Below are 16,976 nucleotides of genomic sequence, written 5' to 3' on the forward strand. Positions count from 1 at the left end.
AATCCAGGGAGGAGGCATAATGAAGCACTTTTCGAAGGCGATGTTTATCGGCGCTGCAATTGGCATGCTGACGCTGACGGCGCCGCAGCTTCAGGCCGCCACGCCGAGAGATCAATTGGTGATCGGCACGTCGCTGGCGCAGGTGCTTTCCCTCGATCCGCAGCAGGCCACCGAACCCAAGGCGCTCGAAATTCTCGCCAACCTCTATGATCGGCTTGTTGCGACGACGGCGGACGGCAAGATCGTGCCGCAGCTCGCCGAGAGCTGGACGGATGACGGCAAGTCGCTGACCATTAAATTGCGCGATGCCACTTTCGCTTCCGGCAATCCGGTCACTGCTAACGATGTCGTCTTCTCGCTCACCCGTTTGCTGAAGCTCAACCAGTCGGGCTCCTCCTATTTCAAGCGTCTTGGTTATTCCATCGACAATATCGCTGACCATATCCATGCGGTCGACCCAAAGACGGTGCGCATTGACCTGACGGACAAGGTGACGGCCGAAGGGCTTCTCTATCGGCTGGCGCTGGGCGTTTCGAGCATCGTCGATAGCGTCGAGGTGCAGAAGCATATTGTCGACGGCGATTCCGGAAACGCTTGGCTGCGCACCCATTCGGCCGGTTCAGGGCCGTTCACACTCAACAAATGGACCCCGAACGAGATCGTCCTCCTGGATGCCAACAAGGCCTATGTCGGCGGAGCGCCGAAGATGCGCCGCGTCATCATCCGCCATGTGCCGGAAAGCCAGGTCGAACGGCTGATGCTGGACCGCGGCGATATCGATATCGGCAACGCGCTCTCCAAGTCCGATCTCGAAACCTTCGAGACCAAGAGCAATTTCGTCATCCAGCGCGTGCCGACGGGCGGCTTCTATGTGCTGGCGATGAACGCCGGCAACCAATATCTCTCTAACCCCAAGGTCCGTGAAGCCATTGCCTATGGCATCGACTACAAGGGCATCGAAAAGACCATCATGGGACCTTATGGGCGGGCAAGGAACATTCCCGTTCCGGAGAATTTCGAATATGCGCTGCCAAATCCCGATTGGCATCTCGATGTCGCCAAGGCAAAGCAATTGCTGGCGGAAGCGGGTTTCAAGGACGGCTTTTCGCTGACGCTGAAGACGATCTCCCAGACGCCGCGCATCGATCTGGCAACCGCCATCCAGGCCTCGCTCGGCCAGATCGGCATCAAGGTCGAGATACAGCAGGGCAATGGCTCTGAAATTATCGCCGCCCACCGTTCGCGCAACTTCGACCTGTTGCTGCCGCAGACGAGTGCGCTGATGCCGAACGTTCTCGGCTCCATGGACGACTTTGCCAACAATCCCGACAATAGGCTCGAGGCCAACAATGCCGGCAACTTTGCCTGGCGTTCGGCCTGGGATATTCCGGAGCTCACGGCACTCGCCCAGAAAACCTCAGTTGAGCCCAATGCCAAGAAACGAGCCGAACTCTACGGGCAGATGCAGCAGATGTTCGTCGACCTGAAGCCGGCTCTGCTGCCGCTTTTCGAACGGTTCGAACCGCTGGTTCTCTCCGGCAGGGTCAAGGGCTATCTCGGGCATCCCAACCAGATGACCCGTCTTGAAAATGTGACCAAGGCTGAGGCCGAATAAGCAATCGAAGGCAGCCGATCATGAAGGAACTATCCGTAGCCGAATTCGGCCGACGCATCGCGCATCTGATCGTCAGCCTGTTTATCCTCCTATGTGTCACCTTCGTGATCGGTCGCGTCCTGCCGGCCGATCCTGTCGGGGCGATCGTTGGTGAACTGGCCGACCCTGCTGCCTATGCGGCGATGCGCCAGCGGCTTGGACTGGATCTTCCCCTTTACGAGCAATTCTTCATCTACCTGAAGGGCCTCGCCCATGGCGATTTCGGCACGGCGATCCTGACGGGAAATCCCGTCTCTGCGGATCTCGCCCAGGCTTTCCCCGCGACATTCGAGCTTGCAACGTTTGCCGTCATTATCTCGACCTTCGTCGGTGTTCCGCTCGGCCTGGTCGCGGCGCTGTACCGTGACCGGCTCATCGACAAGATCGCCCGCGTCGTCTCTCTCGTCGGTCATTCCATTCCGGTGTTCTGGTTCGGGATCGTCGGGCTTGTCGTCTTCTATGCGGGTCTGAACTGGGTCGGCGGTCCCGGCCGGGTCGATGTCTATTATGAGGGCATCGTCACGCCGCGAACCGGCCTGTTGCTGGTGGACAGCCTCCTGCAGGGCGAGACGGACATTTTCTGGAATGCGCTCAGCCACATCATCCTGCCGGCCTTTATTCTCGCCTATGCGGCGGTCGCCTATATCACGCGCATGACCCGCAGCTTCACCCTGGAGCAGCTTGGCCAGGATTATGTGATCGCGGCCCGCGCCAAGGGCGTTAGCCCGGCCCAGACGATCATCGGCCATGTTCTCCCGAACATCGCCGTGCAGCTCATCACCATTCTCGCCATCTCCTACGGCGGGCTCCTTGAGGGCGCGGTGGTGACCGAAATCGTCTTCTCCTGGCCGGGTATCGGCCAGTACATGACGAATGCGCTGATGATCGGCGACATGAATGCCATCCTCGCCGCGACCATCATTGTCGGATTCTTCTTCATGCTTTTGAATTTCCTAGCGGATATCGCCTATGCGGTCTTCGATCCGCGCACCAGAGAGGCCGCTCGATGAGTGATGCGATCCATGCGGACGTAACCGTCCGCCCACCGAATATGATGAGCCGTGTGGCAACATCGCTGAAACGCGCCGGCGGCAAGCTGACACACGAGCCGCTTGGTCTCGTGGGCTTCCTCATTCTCGGCCTTTTGTGCGTGATCGCGATCTTCGCGCCGCTGCTAGCGCCCTATGATCCGAATATGCAGGTGCTCTCCAACGCGCTGCAGCCGCCGAGCCTCACGCATCTGGCCGGCACGGACGAATTCGGCCGCGATATCCTCAGCCGGCTGATCTTCGGCACACGCATCACCATCCAGACGGTGCTGTCGATTTCCGTGATCGTCGGGCCGATCGGCCTGGTGATCGGTGTCGTCGCCGGCTTCTTCGGCGGTCGCGTCGACGCGCTGCTGATGCGCGCCACCGATATCGTACTGTCCTTTCCGTCGCTGATCCTGGCGCTGGCCTTTGCCGCGGCGCTCGGCGCCGGCCTCACGACGGCGATCATCGCCATCTCGCTGACGGCCTGGCCGCCGATTGCGCGGCTGGCGCGCGCCGAGGCGCTGGTCGTCAGGAACACCGACTATGTTGCCGCCGCTAGGCTCTATGGCGCCTCCCGGCTGCGTATTCTGTTCTTCTATATCGCGCCGATGTGCATCCCCTCGGTCATCGTGCGGCTGACGCTCAACATGGCAGGTATCATCCTGACGGCGGCGTCGCTCGGCTTCCTCGGACTCGGCGCCCAGCCGCCGGCGCCGGAATGGGGCGCGATGATTTCCAACGGACGCAAATACATGCTTGATTTCTGGTGGGTCGCCGTCATGCCCGGCATTGCGATCCTTCTGGCAAGCCTGGCCTTCAACATCGTCGGCGACACCCTGCGCGATATTCTGGATCCCCGCCATGCAAGATCGTGATCCCCATCCCGTCCTCTCCGTCAAAGGGCTGAACGTCCGGTTCGGGCGCAATTCCCTGGCGGCAGTCTCCAATGTCAGCTTCGATGTCGGGCGCGAACGCGTCGGGATCGTCGGCGAATCCGGCTCCGGCAAATCGACGACGGGGCGGGCGATCATGCGCCTGCTGCCGCCAAGCGCGAGCGTTGCGGCCGAACGCATGGATCTGGATGGCGTCTCCCTGCTCGACAGGACGGAGCGCCAGATGGGTGCCCTGCGCGGTAAGGATATTGCGCTGATCATGCAGGACCCGCGCTATTCCCTCAATCCGGTACTGACCGTCGGCAAGCAGATCGCCGAGGCGGCGCGGCTGCATATGGGCTTGCGCGGCAGCAAGGCGCGCGATGCGGCACAAGCCATGCTGGAGCGTGTCCGTATCAGCGACCCGGAGCGTGTGATGGCGCTTTACCCGCATCAGATCTCGGGCGGCATGGGCCAGCGCGTGATGATCGCGATGATGCTCCTGGCAAAGCCGAAGCTGGTGATCGCCGACGAGCCGACGTCCGCGCTCGATGTCAGCGTTCGCAGGGACGTGCTTACGCTGCTCGATGAACTGGTCCGCGAGAACAATTCCGGATTGCTGCTGATCAGCCATGATATCCGCATGGTCGCGGCCTTCTGCGGACGCATCATCGTCATGTATTCCGGTCGGATCGTCGAAACCCTGACGCGCCTGGAAGATGCCCAGCATCCCTATACGCGCGGGCTGATGTCCGCGCTTCCCGATCCGCACAAGCCGGTCCGCCGCCTGGCGGTGCTCGACAGGACGAAGCTTGATCTGGAGACGAACCGATGATTAGCGTGCGTGATCTTGATGTCGTCTTTACCTCCGGCAACACCGAAAACCATGTCGTCCGGCGGGTGAGCTTCGATGTAGGCAAGGGCGAGACACTGGGGATCGTCGGCGAGTCCGGGTGTGGCAAGTCGACGGTGCTGCGTTGCCTCTCGGGCATGGAAAAAGGGTGGTCCGGCGACATCGGGCTGGCCGGCAAAGCTGTCGGCAAGATCCGGACGCGGGATGAGCTTAGGCATGCCCAGATGGTGTTTCAGGACCCCTACGGCTCGCTGCATCCCCGCCACCGCATCGGCACCGCTCTCTCTGAGCCGTTGCGGGCCATGGGGCATGACGATATCTGGACGAAGGTGGACAAGGCATTGCGTCAGGTCGGCCTGCCGCCGGCCTTCGCCAACCGCTATCCGCACGAGCTGTCCGGCGGCCAGCGCCAGCGCGTCGCGATCGCCCGCGCGCTGATCCTGTCGCCGCCGATCCTGTTGCTCGACGAGCCGACCTCGGCGCTCGACGTCTCGATCCAGGCCGAAATCCTCAATCTTCTAGCCGATCAGCGCGACGAGCGCTCCCTGACTTATGTCCTCGTCAGCCACGATCTGGCTGTCATCGCGCATATGTGCGACAGGGTACTGATCATGAAGGGTGGTACCTTCGTGGACGAGCTGACCAAATCGGATCTGCAAGCGGGCATAACGCATGATGCCTATACCCGCGAGTTGTTCGAGGCGAGCTTCCTTTAAGGTGGAGATATGCGGCAGCCGCCGAAACCGACAGCTTACCTGTCGGCGCCGTTATAGTACTGGATTTCCAGGGCGTTCAAATCGAGAGCCGGGACGCAGCGCAGGTTGACCGCCCGCGTGGGCGTGCCATCGGGGCTCGTGGCCATCGAGAATGGCTGCGTGCCGCAGTCGACGCAAAATTGATGATCGATCTTGTGAGTATTGAATTTATAGCTGCGAAGTGAATCTTCGCCGCTCTCCAGCGTGAACTTCCCCGTCGGGAAGAAGGCAAGCAGCATGCCCTTGCGGCGGCAATATGAGCAGTTGCAGCTGAGGGCCTGACCCGGCAGATCGGCGTCGACCGTAAACGTTACCTTCCCACAGTGACAACTTCCATGGAATGCCATTTTTTATCCTCCCGATCGCTGGATAAGCGAATCTGATTTCTCCCGATGACGGTGATCATGGCCGATTGCCCCCATCGGGTAAACATTGGGGAGGTGGCATTTGAGCGCAACAGCTCATTAACAGCGGCGAGCAAACGTCTACGCAAGCTTTCGCCACCCGTTCCTACCAGAGCTCACGCCTTTCCGCTGCTGCTCGATTGACATTCGAGTCCGGCGAGATATATTTTTAATATAACGAAAAATTTTTCGCAATCCGAAAAATGACAGGAAGAGAAAGATGACCGCGACCGGGAGTAAACGGGAGAACCAGAAACAGGCGCTCGGCTCAGCGGCACAGGGCGGCGAGGCTGACCCGATGCGGAGCACGGTGCAGTCGCTTGCCAAGGGTTTTCGTATTCTGGAGGTGTTCGGTCCGCATCATGAAGAGCTGACGCTGAGCGAGATTGCAGTCGAGGCGAGTCTTGATCCGGGCACCACGTACCGAATGCTCAATACGCTGATGGATCTCGGCTATGTCGACCGTGTCCCGGACAGCCGGCGCTTTCGGCTGACTTTGAAAGTGCTGGATCTCGGCTTCCACGCCATCGCCCATCAGGATCTGCGCTCGACCGTCCGCCCCGTGCTGCGAAAGCTGGTCGGCGATGTGAGCGAGGCGGTGAGCTTCGGCGTGCTCGACGGCGCCGAGGTTCTCTATATCGAGCGTGTCCGAGCAGGCGTCACTCGCCTCGGCGTAGACATCCGTCTTGGAACCACGGTTCCAGCTCATCAGAGCGTCATCGGCCAAAGCATCCTGGCCTTTCTGCCGGAAGGTGAACTGGTGCGGCTTGCGGCGTTGCCGCAACGCCAGACGTTCGCGGCGTTGCAGCCGATCGGATGGCAAGACATAGGCCCCTCATTGGAAACGATCCGCAGCGCCGGCTATGCGTTGCGTGCCTCGACCCTGAGTGAGGGATTGCGCATCCTGGCCGTTCCGGTCCGCGATGCCGATGGTCTTGCCATAGGCGCGATCAGTGTTGCTTCGCCGATCGGGCGAATTTCGGATGAAGAGTTTGCGGCGCTGGCGTTGGAACCGGCCAAAGCGGCGGCAAGGGATATCGCCCGCGTCATGGCGGCGGCGGGCAGCATCGGCACAAGTTTCTAAGTCAATCGACACCAGCGATCCGAGGAGACGGCCCTTCGTAAGGGCCGAGGGGAGCAGCGCGTCCATCAAGGGAGGGGTACATGGAACAATCTGTGCAGAGGGAGGCATTGCACTCCGCCGAATCTATCAGCGCTCGTCTCGAGCGGCTGCCGGTCACAAGACGACTGGCGATAATCCGGCTGGTGATCGGTGTCGCGACTTTCTTCGATGCCTATACCGTGCTTGCCATCGCCTTTGCGATGCCGGTGCTGGTGCGCGAATGGGGCCTCACGCCCGCCCAGGTCGGTATGATCCTGTCCTTCGGCTATCTCGGCCAGCTCGTGGGCGCCGTGCTGTTCGGCTGGCTGGCCGAACGCATCGGCCGGCTGAAAGTGCTGATGCTGACCATCACTCTTTTCGTCGCCATGGATGTAGCCTGCCTGTTCGCGATCGGTCCGGTCTCGATGATCCTGTGCCGCTTCCTTCAGGGGATAGGCACCGGCGGCGAAGTGCCGGTGGCAAGCGCCTATGTCAATGAGATGGTCGGCGCCAAACGGCGCGGCCGCTTCTTCCTGCTCTACGAAGTCATCTTCCCGGTGGGACTGATGTTCGCCGGCATCGTCGGCTATTTCCTGGTGCCGGTTTATGGCTGGAAGGCCATGTTTATCGTCGGCCTGATACCGGCGGTGGTGATGATCCCGCTACGCTTCCTGATGCCGGAATCGCCGCGCTGGCTGGCGGCCCGGGGTCGGCTTATCGAAGCTGACGCCATCGTCAGCGATTTCGAGCGATCCGCGGAGCGCCAGGGCTTCGTGCTCGCCGCACCGAAGTCTGTGACGCTGAAGCTCAACAAGGCGCGCAGCGATTGGCGCGAATTGTTCCGTGGAATATACCGTGGCCGCACGCTGATGCTCTGGGCCCTTTGGTTCTGCGTCTACCTCGTCGTCAACGGTATGATCACATGGATGCCGACGCTCTATCGTGAGGTCTTCAAGCTGACGTTGCAGACAAGCCTTGCTTACGGCTTCATCACCTCCGCCTGCGGTGTCGTCGCTTCGATCCTCTGCGCTCTGCTGATCGACCGGGTCGGTCGCAGGAACTGGTACTGCCTCGCCTTCGCTTTGGGCGTTCTTCCCCTCGGTGTACTCGCCATATCCGGCGCCGATACGGTGTTGCATGTTCTGGTGCTGGTTTCGCTCGCCTACGCCATTATCCAGACAATCGCCTTCTCCCTCTATCTCTATTCGGCGGAACTCTATCCGACCCGGCTGCGCGCCTTCGGTATCGGCTGCTGCAGTGCTTGGCTGAGACTCGGATCATCGGCAGGCCCGCTCATCGTCGGCTTCGCATCCAGTTCGCACGGCATTGGAGCGGTATTTGCCGTGTTTGGCTGCGTACTCGCGCTCGGCGCTATCGTGACATGGTTCTTCGCGATCGAGACGGCGGGCAAGCCCCTCGAAACCCTGTCGCCCTGACCCATTCCTCTACTCTCATCCGGAGAACAGCTCTTGTCTGACCGTATTGACGCCTGGACCCATATTTTCCCGCCAGCCTATTTTGCGCGGCTTCAAACCATGGCTTCCGCTACGGGACCTTTGCGGCGGTGGCTCGAACTCAAGTCACTCTACGATCTCGAACACCGTTTCCGGCTGATGGACGATTTTGCCGGCTATCGACAGATCTTGACCCCCTCCATGCCACCCATCGAGGATTTGGCCGACGGCGCGCTGGCCATCGATCTCATGCGCCTCATGAACGATGGTCTTGCGGATCTGGTGCTGCGTTACCCCGATCGCTTTCCGGCGTTCGCGGCGGGCTTGTCCTTGCATGATGTCGATGCAGCGGTCGCCGAGATCGCGCGGGTCGACGCCATGGGTGCGACCGGCGTCCAGCTCTGCACTCATATGCGTGGCACGCCGCTCGATCATCCCCGTTTCCAGCCGGTGTTCAACGAACTTGCCGAGCGCGACATGGCAATCTGGCTGCATCCCGTCCGAGGGCCACAGCCGGATTATCCAACTGAAACAAAGTCGCGCTATGAAATCTGGTGGTGCTTCGGCTGGCCCTACGACAGCAGCGTCGCCATGGCCAGACTGGTATTCTCTGGATTGTTCGACCGCCATCCGGGTCTGCGGATCATCACTCATCACATGGGAGCGATGATCCCCTATTTCGCTGGTCGGATCGCACAGGGCTGGGGTCTTGAAATGGGAACGAGGACGCCGCCGGCAGATGCCGATCTGCTGCCGGGGCCGCTGCAAAAGCCGGCTGAGGATTATTTTCGGATGTTTTTCGCCGATACCGCCCTATCCGGCGCGGTCGAAGCGACCCGTTGCGGGCTTGATTATTTCGGTGCGGACAAGGTGCTGTTTGCAAGCGACTTTCCATTCGATGCCGAGGGCGGCAGCTATCTCGTTCGCGAGACGATCAAGGCGCTCGACGCACTCGACCTGCCGGCGGCGACACGCCACAAAATCGATGTTGAAAATATCTCCGCACTCGTCAATCGCGGCAAATTTCGGTAGTTCATCGCTACTACCTAGGTTCTGGCCGCCATCGCAATATATCTCAACATTATCGAACACAGCATGACAGGCATGTTTGCTATTCGGGGGAGCCTCAATCTCTGGAAGACGATAGTGCCCCAAAAATTCGATGGCAGGACCCAAGTCCTGCCCCGCCTGCCCAGCGCAGATACAAGCGCCACTATCAACGCTATCTTTGCGGTGACGGTAGCTGCTTTTCGATCGGCACAGGTCATGGAAGCATCAGCGTGACATATCAGTATCCAGGTGAGATAATTTCGCGCGCGATAGACCGTGCGATGGGCACTCAAACGAAGGCAACGGCTGCCGAAATGGCAATGTTCGACCAACCTCATATTCTGATCGTCGAAGACGATACCGACATAGCGCATATGCTGGTCGAACTGGTGAAGAACAATGGCTTCGAGGCGACGTCGGCAGCAAACGGCGGCGAGATGGATCGCTTGCTGGCGCGCCACAAGTTCGATCTGATCGTCCTTGACGGCATGCTTCCCGGCGAGGACGGCTTCAGCATCTGCCGGCGGCTGCGCTCGTCCCGATCGATTCCGATCCTGATGCTGACCGCGTTGCGGGAGGATGTCGACCGCATTCTGGGCCTCGAGCTCGGCGCCGACGATTATGTCACCAAGCCTTTCAATTCCCGTGAGCTCATGGCTCGCATCAAGAGCATCCTGCGACGGGCATCGCTTTCCCAGCAGCCGGAGGAGGATGTCGCGCCGATGACGTTTGCTGGCTGGCGCATCGATCCCAAAAGCCGGCAGCTCTTCGACGCCGAAGGTGCCGAGGTTTCCATGACGACGGCCGAATTCGACCTGCTGTGGGCATTTTGCAGCAATCCCAACAAGGTGCTGACGCGTGAACAGCTTCTGTCCATGACGCATGCCGGATCGGCCGGCCCGGTCGAACGCAGCATCGATGCCCATATTAGCCGCGTCCGCCAGAAGATCGAGCCCAATCTCAAGGATCCGACCTTTATCAAGACGGTGCGTCTGGGAGGCTATCTGTTCGCCTCCAAGGTGGAGCGGCTGCCGTGAAGGGCCTTCGCACCGCCTCCATACGGACACAGATACTCGTATTGGCGACGTTGCTCATCATCCTCGTTTCCGTCGTGGCAACGCTCTCCGAGCCATTTATCTATGGCCGGCATGACAAGGGTGTCGCGATCGGCTTGCTGTCGGGACGAATTGAGAGAGTGCTGGACCAGTATCGACGCGCCAGTTCGCCCGCAGAGGAGGAGGCCGCTTTAAAATTCGCCACGACAATAGGGATTTCAGCGGACGAAATATCGGCGAGTCAGATCCCATCACAAGATCAAGCTGATGCTGCGTCGGACAACATCATCGAGCGGGTAAGAACGGTGCTCGAAATCGGCGTTTTCAAGGCAATCGAGAACGCCTTTGCTGATCGGTCGGCAGGGAATATCCTGATCGTCAAGGTCGATGCCGATCGTGCGCTGGTTTTCCACTTGCCTGTCTTCCCCAACTATCTCTGGCTTTTTCCGGCAATGGCGAGCGGAATTTTGAAGATCGTTATTCCGCTGGCGCTCATGGCCTATTTCAGCAGCTGGCTTATTACCCGACCGGTGGTCCGGTTTGCCGCCGCCGCCGAGCGAGCGAGCATGGACGACAGTCTGGAAAAGCCGTTCGTGGCTGAGGGCGCTTCGGAAATGAGAAGCCTGGCCGCCTCACTCAACGTGATGCGAAGCCGAATACTGGAGATGGTCGACAGTCGAACGCGCATGCTCAGCTCCATCAGCCATGATCTCAGAACACCGCTGACCCGTCTGCGGATGCGTGCCGAGCGCTGCGAGCAGCCCGAGCTTCAGCGTCAGATGCTCGCCGATATCGCCACCCTGGGCTCGATGATCGACGAGAGCCTGACATTCCTCACGAACGCCTCCCACAGCGTGCCTTCGCGCAAGGTGGATATTTCAAGCCTGCTTCAGACGATCGCGACCGACTTTTCGGACACCGGCATCGAGGTGGGTTTCAAAGGACCCCGCCGGCTTACCTGCATCTGCAAGCCGCAAGCCATCACCAGAGCGATTACCAATGTCGTCGAGAACGCCTCTCGCTATGCGACCGAGATCGAGATCGAGTTGCAAAGCGCCAGCAATGGCGGGGTTTTGATCAGGGTGAGCGACAATGGCCCCGGCTTGACGGATGCGCTCAAAGTGCGGGCTCTGGAACCCTTTTTCAAGGCGGACAAAGCCCGAACGACGGGAATGGGCGGCGGCTTCGGCCTTGGCCTTCCGACTGCGGAAGGGATCGTCAGAAAGGGGCATGGCGGGACGCTCAAGCTGCTCGACCGAAAGCCCAATGGTCTGATCGTCGAGATCACCCTGCCGCCGATCCAGGATGAGTCGATGGGGCGCCTTGCGGGTGATCCAAAGAAGGTTCCATCGGCGAGCTGAGTTTCCGCTCTTTGCATATAATGGAATGGCTACCCAACCTTCGGTCGGCCACAGTGACTCTTCTGCTCCTCATCAGGCGGTAACAGACACTCTGAAATCCCGCCGTCATCTTCGCGAACATTTTCATATATTAAAGAAAACACCGCAACACGCCGATTCAATAGAACTGGCTCCGGCAACACTCTGCCATATTTTCCAGGAGCCAAATCTTTGCTGAGAACACCCACCATCAGTGTCGCGCTGATCGCGCTGTGCGCGACCGTCGCCGGATGCACCACCGCAGACCCCACCGTTTACGCGGGCTTGGCTTCGGCACCGCAGCTTCAACCGAATCCGGACGACAAGGGCGGCCGCGTACCCTATCGGTACAAGGGCAATGTCGACTGGAGGCAGTACAACAAGATCATCGTTGATCCCGTCACTGTCTACAACGGTCCGGACAACCAGTTCGTGAAGATCGCCGGCGAAGACAAATCGGTCCTTGCCAGCTACATGCAGGATCAATTCACGCAAAAGCTGCGGACGCGCTTCGCCGTCGTCAACAATCCCGGTCCTGGCACGCTCCGGCTCCATCTGACGCTCACCGGCGCCAAGGATACCACACCGGTTCTTGGCCCGTTCTCGCATCTCGATGTCGGCGGTAACGCTATCAACGCCGTTCAGGCCGTTCGCGGTCGCGAAGGGACGATGGCGGGCTCGGTCAACTATGCCGTGGAAATCTATGATGCGCCGGGCAATCGCCTGCTCTCCGCCTATGTCGCCAAGCAATATCCAAATGCAATGAACGCTGGCGCGACCTTTTCCCGCTTGAAGGGCTCCAAGATCGGGATCGAGAAGGGTGCCGATGCGCTTCTCGAGCAGCTACAGTAGACAGCACAGCGATCGGCCCTGGTACAGGCAAACGCACTATTGATATGCGCCGGGAAACGCATCCTGCTTTGCGTTTCCCGACTTTCATCGGGTGAACCTTGACCCTTGTCGGCTCGATCGAGGGCGGACATTATCGAAGCTGGCCGGGTGCCTTTGACTGCGCGCGCCATGATCTCAATCGGCGTCGAAAATCTCTGTCAGAACCTTGAGAAGCCGAAGCACGTCCGGATGATCGCAGGAATAATATCTGAACTGCGCATGGCTGCGAAATTTTATGATTCCCGATCGATGAAGACGCGCCAGATGCCGGCTCAGGGCCGGCTGAGATATGCCTATCCTTCTGGCGAGGCTGTTTACGTCCTGCTCGCGGTTCGACAGGAGAACGCAAACCTGCAGCCTGCTCGGGTTGGCAAGCTGGCTGAGAAGATCTGCATGCCATGATAGGCGCTGGTCTCGTGTTGCGTGATCTGAATACATGGAACGATCGATTGTTGGGAACGAATGGGACGGGCTTGCGAAAAGCCGATGATCCTCCGAGGATACACGCACTGGCTGTAAAGTTTTATTCTGATTTGTTGGGATATGTTGCGTCATGCGGGGTAGTTTGCCGGCTTGAGCGGCTGACGAACGGTGCACGCCAAACCGTCGCCTGAATGTATCGATGTGTCACCAAGAAGATCGCTTGCGACAAACTGTAACAAAAACGAACCGCTTGCCTTGTTTTGGTCCGGCTTTTGACATCACGCCGCTAACAAGACCGGTTATCTCTGTGTCTAGCGAACAGGAGGTAGCCATGACTTATAAAGAATTGACGATAGCCGATGTTCTCAACGATCCGTTGATCAGGCAGGTAATGCGTGCGGATCAGGTATCCCTGACCGGAATGACGAATCTGCTGCAGGATGCGGCGCATAGGCTGAAGAGTGCGAACACAGTGCGCGGCAAGGCGGAGATCGGCTTGCCGGGCGGCATGAACCCGATCGCGGCGGCCACCGTGGCGTGCAATGATGCGTGGCGGCCACATCAATCGTGTGGCCGTTGATGATCGCTTTCACTGAAGCCCAGCTTCCAAAAACTGACGGCGCGCGTATTCGTGCGTGAGAGGCCGAGATCCATACGCCAATAGGTCCGGAGAGCCCGCGCCGTCGTTAGGAGGGGTGTCCCCGTCCTTGGCAGTCCGTGAATTGATGGTCCGTCGTTACTGCTGTGCGATACTCTTGAAGTGTCACTGATCGCTTTTGCGAGTGAAGGCTGCGAAAAAAGTGGGGAATGAGCGAAGATCCGGGTGCCTTGACCTTGCGGCATCCTCGGATGATGGGAATTGACGGACTAAGGCTTGGAAATGTTGCTCTCCAAGCCGCTCAACGCTAACCATTGAGTACTCAATATCCGTCAGGCCGCTTGCCGCATCGAATGAAGGCAAAGCGTTCTTCTCCACAGGCTCTCCGGGATACCAGCAAGATGAATTCGCACGTCAATGATCTCAATGCGCTCGTACAGCAGCTTTCATCGCAGCAAGAGGAGCATTTGATCGAGGTTCGCCGCGATATCCACGCCCATCCCGAGACCGGCTTCGATGTCGTCAGGACGAGCGGCGTGGTCGCCCGTGAGCTCGCAAACCTCGGGATCGAGCATCAGACCGGCATCGGCCGTACCGGCGTCGTCGGCTTTATCAAGGGCGGGCGTCCCGGCCCGACACTGCTCATCCGGGCGGACATGGATGCCCTGCCCATGCAGGAGCAGACCGGCCTGCCATTTGCCAGCCAGATCGAAGGCAAGATGCATGCTTGTGGCCACGACCTGCATACGGCGACGCTGATCGGCGTCGGCGCGATCCTCAAGGAGATTGCTCCACGTCTGAGTGGCAACGTGAAATTGATGTTCCAGCCGGCCGAGGAAACCCAGGAAAGCGGCGCGGCGGCCATGATCGTCGACGGCGTGCTTGATGGTGTCGACTATGCGCTCGGTTTTCACAATTATCCGGATGAGCCGGTCGGGACTTTTAGTTTCATCCGGGGCATATCGAACGGCTCTTCGGACGAGTTCGACATCACCATCCATGCCAAATCCGGCCATGCCGCGCGCCCGCATGCGGCGATCGACCCGGTCGTTGCCACGGCGCATCTGATCACCCAATTGCAGGCGATTGTTTCGCGCGAGGTCGACCCGATGCGTCCGGCGGTCCTGACCGTCGGCTCCATTCATGGCGGCAACACGCACAACATCATTCCGGACTCCGTTGCCATCATGGGAACGGTTCGTTGCCAGGACGCGGAATCCCGCGACGTGATCGAGGCTGCCATGCGCCGCGTCTGCGAGGGGCTGGAGGCATCCATGCGCGTTCGCTGCGAGGTGAACTACGTGCGCGGCGTGCCCTCGCTGATCAATGACGAGCATATTCTGACGACCACCATGTCGGCGATCCGCGAGCATTATGGCGACGTCGTCCTGGAGCGCGAGGCGGGCCTCGGCGCGGAGGACTTCGCTCTGGTCGGCGCGAAGGTTCCGGCCTTCCAGCTCGGTGTCGGCTCCTCCCAGGAAGGCCGCAACGACCGCGTCCACAATTCCGACTACCAGCCCGATGAGCGCTGCATTGCAAACGGCGTCGTGGCGCTATCGCTGGCGGCCGTAAAGCTCCTGGCATAGCCGGCGGAGCCTCCATTTACGACACGGGACCGGTCGCCAAATCGATTTTGCATTTTGTTTCTCCCGGATCGTTGATTTTTAGGAGGAAATTGCGGGCTTGATGTTAGCCGATACCATAGGAAATGTGCCACGCGGCCATCGCAATGCGGAGCCGGAAGCCATCAGATGAAGAGGAACAGATTGTAATGCCGGGCGAAAAGACGATTTCGAACATCCTGCAGCCGACACGGCGCCGGTTCCTGCAAACAGCGGGCGCCCTGTCGGCGACGCTTTCGGCAGGCGGGCTTTTGCTTCCCGGCAGCGCTGCGGCGCAGGCGGAAACACCGGTCAAGGGCGGACATCTCGTGCTGGGGCTGGATACGGCGTCGAGCTCGGACAGGCTCGATCCAGCCTTCTATACCGAAGCCTACATGTACACGGTCGGCTTTCAGCTCTTCAACACCGTTGTCGAGCTCGGCCCGGACGGCAAGCTGATCGGCGCGCTCGCCGAAAGCTGGGAACCGGCAACGCCCGACGGCAGCAAGTGGGTTTTCAAGCTGAAGAAGGGCATCCAGTTCCACAATGGCAAAGAACTGACCGCCCAGGACGTCGTCTATTCGCTCAATCATCATCGCGGCGAAAAGAGCAATTCGGGCGGCAAGGGCCAGCTTCTGGCGGTTACCGACATCAGCGCCTCCGACACGCATGAAGTGATCGTAACGCTGAATTCGGGCAATGCCGATTTCCCGGCCGCTCTCGTTGACTACCATCTCGGCATCGGCCCCGATGGCGGCGACTTCGACAAGGGTGTCGGCACAGGTGCTTTCATCCTCGAAGACTTCCAGCCGGGCGTTCGCGCGCTCACCAAGCGCAACCCGAACTACTGGGCCTCGGATCGCGCCTTCGTCGATTCCGTAGAGACCATCGCCATGAGCGATGCGACCGCCCGCATGGCGGCGCTGTTGAGCGGACAGGTGCATATCATCAACCGTGTCGAACCGCGATCCGTCAGCCGGCTCACTGCCCGCCCTGGCGTGCAGATCCTGCGCTCGCAGGAAAACACCATGTATTGCTTCCCGATGCGGGTCGACACCGCTCCCTACAACAATCTCGACCTGCGGCTGGCGCTGAAATATGCGATCGACCGCGAGGAATTGCAGAAGAGCCTTCTCGTCGGCACCGGCGCTATCGGCAACGACAATCCAATCGCCTCCTGGAACCCCTATTTCGCCAAGGATATTCCGCAGCGCGCTTATGACCCCGAAAAGGCCTCCTTCCACTTCAAGAAGGCGGGCTCGCCAAGCGGCATCCAGATCAGCGCCTCCGACAACGGTTTCCCCGGCTCGGTCGACGCCGCACAGCTTTATCAGGCTTCCGCCGCCAAGGCCGGGATCACCATCGATGTCGACCGCGTTCCCTCCGACGGATATTGGGACGAGGTATGGCTGAAGAAGCCGTTCGTCGCCTCCAACTGGTCGGTGCGCCCGACGGCCGACGCCATGTTGTCGCTGATCCTCCAGTCAGACGCGCCGTGGAACGAAACCGCCTGGCGCGACGAGGCCTTCGACAAGCTGCTGGCGGCGGCGCGCGTCGAGCTGGACGAGACCAAGCGCAAGCAGATCTATCATGACCTGCAGGTGAAGCTGGTGGATGAGGGTGGCGAGATCATCCCGCTCTTCGTCGACAATCTGGCGGCTGCCAGCGACAAGGTCGGTGGCTACGTTCCGGTGCCGGGCGGCGGCGATCTGAGCGGCTACCGCATCGCCGAGCGCGCCTGGCTCAAGGCTTAAGACACCGCGCAACAGAATGCCCATCGGTCCCCGGATTGCCATCCGGGGGCTCTTTTTTCCCGCCAGGGCCGCTAAACCGTTGCGCTGCGCTGTCATT

General features: G+C 60.0%; 16 protein-coding genes. 14 read left to right on the forward strand and 2 right to left on the reverse strand.

The features are described from left to right. Positions 1–19: 19 nt before the first annotated feature. The 5 genes from AB6803_RS00485 to AB6803_RS00505 are packed head-to-tail and all read left to right on the forward strand — an operon-like array spanning position 20 to position 5,129. Positions 20–1,615: an ABC transporter substrate-binding protein gene (locus AB6803_RS00485; protein ID WP_371107015.1), complete on the forward strand. Its 1,596-nt coding sequence runs from the start codon at positions 20–22 to the stop codon at positions 1,613–1,615. A 20-nt stretch (positions 1,616–1,635) separates the two neighbouring features. Beyond that, on the forward strand, positions 1,636–2,664 hold the full coding sequence (locus AB6803_RS00490) for an ABC transporter permease (RefSeq protein ID WP_371107016.1): 1,029 nt from the start codon (positions 1,636–1,638) through the stop codon (positions 2,662–2,664). Continuing rightward, a complete protein-coding gene (locus AB6803_RS00495) occupies positions 2,661–3,563 on the forward strand; it encodes an ABC transporter permease (RefSeq protein ID WP_371107017.1) in 903 nt (300 codons plus the stop codon). The genes AB6803_RS00490 and AB6803_RS00495 overlap by 4 nt, the downstream gene beginning before the upstream one ends. Next, on the forward strand, positions 3,550–4,395 hold the full coding sequence (locus tag AB6803_RS00500) for an ABC transporter ATP-binding protein (protein WP_371107018.1): 846 nt from the start codon (positions 3,550–3,552) through the stop codon (positions 4,393–4,395). Before AB6803_RS00495 ends, AB6803_RS00500 begins: the two co-directional genes overlap by 14 nt. Further along, positions 4,392–5,129, forward strand: coding sequence for an ABC transporter ATP-binding protein (locus tag AB6803_RS00505; RefSeq protein WP_371107019.1), 738 nt, complete (start codon positions 4,392–4,394; stop codon positions 5,127–5,129). Before AB6803_RS00500 ends, AB6803_RS00505 begins: the two co-directional genes overlap by 4 nt. Before the next feature lie 35 nt (positions 5,130–5,164). On the opposite strand, the gene AB6803_RS00510 is transcribed toward AB6803_RS00505, so the two are convergent. After that, positions 5,165–5,515 (reverse strand): GFA family protein, encoded by a 351-nt coding sequence (locus AB6803_RS00510; protein WP_371107020.1) that lies wholly within the window; start codon positions 5,513–5,515, stop codon positions 5,165–5,167. 277 nt (positions 5,516–5,792) lie between these two features. Here AB6803_RS00510 and AB6803_RS00515 point away from each other — a divergent pair, with 277 nt between their 5' ends. From AB6803_RS00515 to AB6803_RS00540, 6 genes are all read left to right on the forward strand, one after another. After that, positions 5,793–6,656 (forward strand): IclR family transcriptional regulator, encoded by an 864-nt coding sequence (locus AB6803_RS00515; protein ID WP_371107021.1) that lies wholly within the window; start codon positions 5,793–5,795, stop codon positions 6,654–6,656. Positions 6,657–6,736: 80 nt separating this feature from the next. Next, positions 6,737–8,110, forward strand: a complete 1,374-nt coding sequence (locus AB6803_RS00520; protein ID WP_371107022.1) for an MFS transporter — start codon at positions 6,737–6,739, stop codon at positions 8,108–8,110. 33 nt (positions 8,111–8,143) lie between these two features. Continuing rightward, positions 8,144–9,160 (forward strand): amidohydrolase family protein, encoded by a 1,017-nt coding sequence (locus tag AB6803_RS00525; protein ID WP_371107023.1) that lies wholly within the window; start codon positions 8,144–8,146, stop codon positions 9,158–9,160. A 332-nt stretch (positions 9,161–9,492) separates the two neighbouring features. After that, entirely contained in the window at positions 9,493–10,215 is a 723-nt protein-coding gene (locus tag AB6803_RS00530; protein ID WP_371107678.1) for a response regulator, read from the forward strand. Further along, positions 10,212–11,594 carry an ATP-binding protein gene (locus AB6803_RS00535; protein ID WP_371107024.1) on the forward strand — a complete coding sequence of 461 codons (1,383 nt, stop codon included), beginning with the start codon at positions 10,212–10,214 and terminating at the stop codon, positions 11,592–11,594. Before AB6803_RS00530 ends, AB6803_RS00535 begins: the two co-directional genes overlap by 4 nt. A gap of 210 nt (positions 11,595–11,804) precedes the next feature. Further along, entirely contained in the window at positions 11,805–12,464 is a 660-nt protein-coding gene (locus tag AB6803_RS00540; protein WP_371107025.1) for a DUF3313 domain-containing protein, read from the forward strand. A 174-nt stretch (positions 12,465–12,638) separates the two neighbouring features. Here AB6803_RS00540 and AB6803_RS00545 read toward each other — a convergent pair whose 3' ends face one another. Next, complete coding sequence (locus AB6803_RS00545; protein WP_371107026.1) at positions 12,639–13,058, reverse strand: ArsR/SmtB family transcription factor; 420 nt, start codon at positions 13,056–13,058, stop codon at positions 12,639–12,641. 199 nt (positions 13,059–13,257) lie between these two features. Here AB6803_RS00545 and AB6803_RS00550 point away from each other — a divergent pair, with 199 nt between their 5' ends. The 3 genes from AB6803_RS00550 to AB6803_RS00560 all read left to right on the forward strand — a co-directional run bounded on the left by AB6803_RS00550 (position 13,258) and on the right by AB6803_RS00560 (position 16,879). Beyond that, a complete protein-coding gene (locus tag AB6803_RS00550; RefSeq protein WP_371107027.1) occupies positions 13,258–13,506 on the forward strand; it encodes a hypothetical protein in 249 nt (82 codons plus the stop codon). A 419-nt stretch (positions 13,507–13,925) separates the two neighbouring features. Next, positions 13,926–15,110, forward strand: coding sequence for a M20 family metallopeptidase (locus AB6803_RS00555; protein ID WP_371107028.1), 1,185 nt, complete (start codon positions 13,926–13,928; stop codon positions 15,108–15,110). 185 nt (positions 15,111–15,295) lie between these two features. After that, entirely contained in the window at positions 15,296–16,879 is a 1,584-nt protein-coding gene (locus AB6803_RS00560) for an ABC transporter substrate-binding protein (protein ID WP_371107029.1), read from the forward strand. Positions 16,880–16,976 lie beyond the last annotated feature (97 nt).

This window comes from Rhizobium sp. RCC_161_2, assembly GCF_041355235.1.
In the GTDB taxonomy this organism is placed as follows: Bacteria; Pseudomonadota; Alphaproteobacteria; order Rhizobiales; family Rhizobiaceae; genus Rhizobium.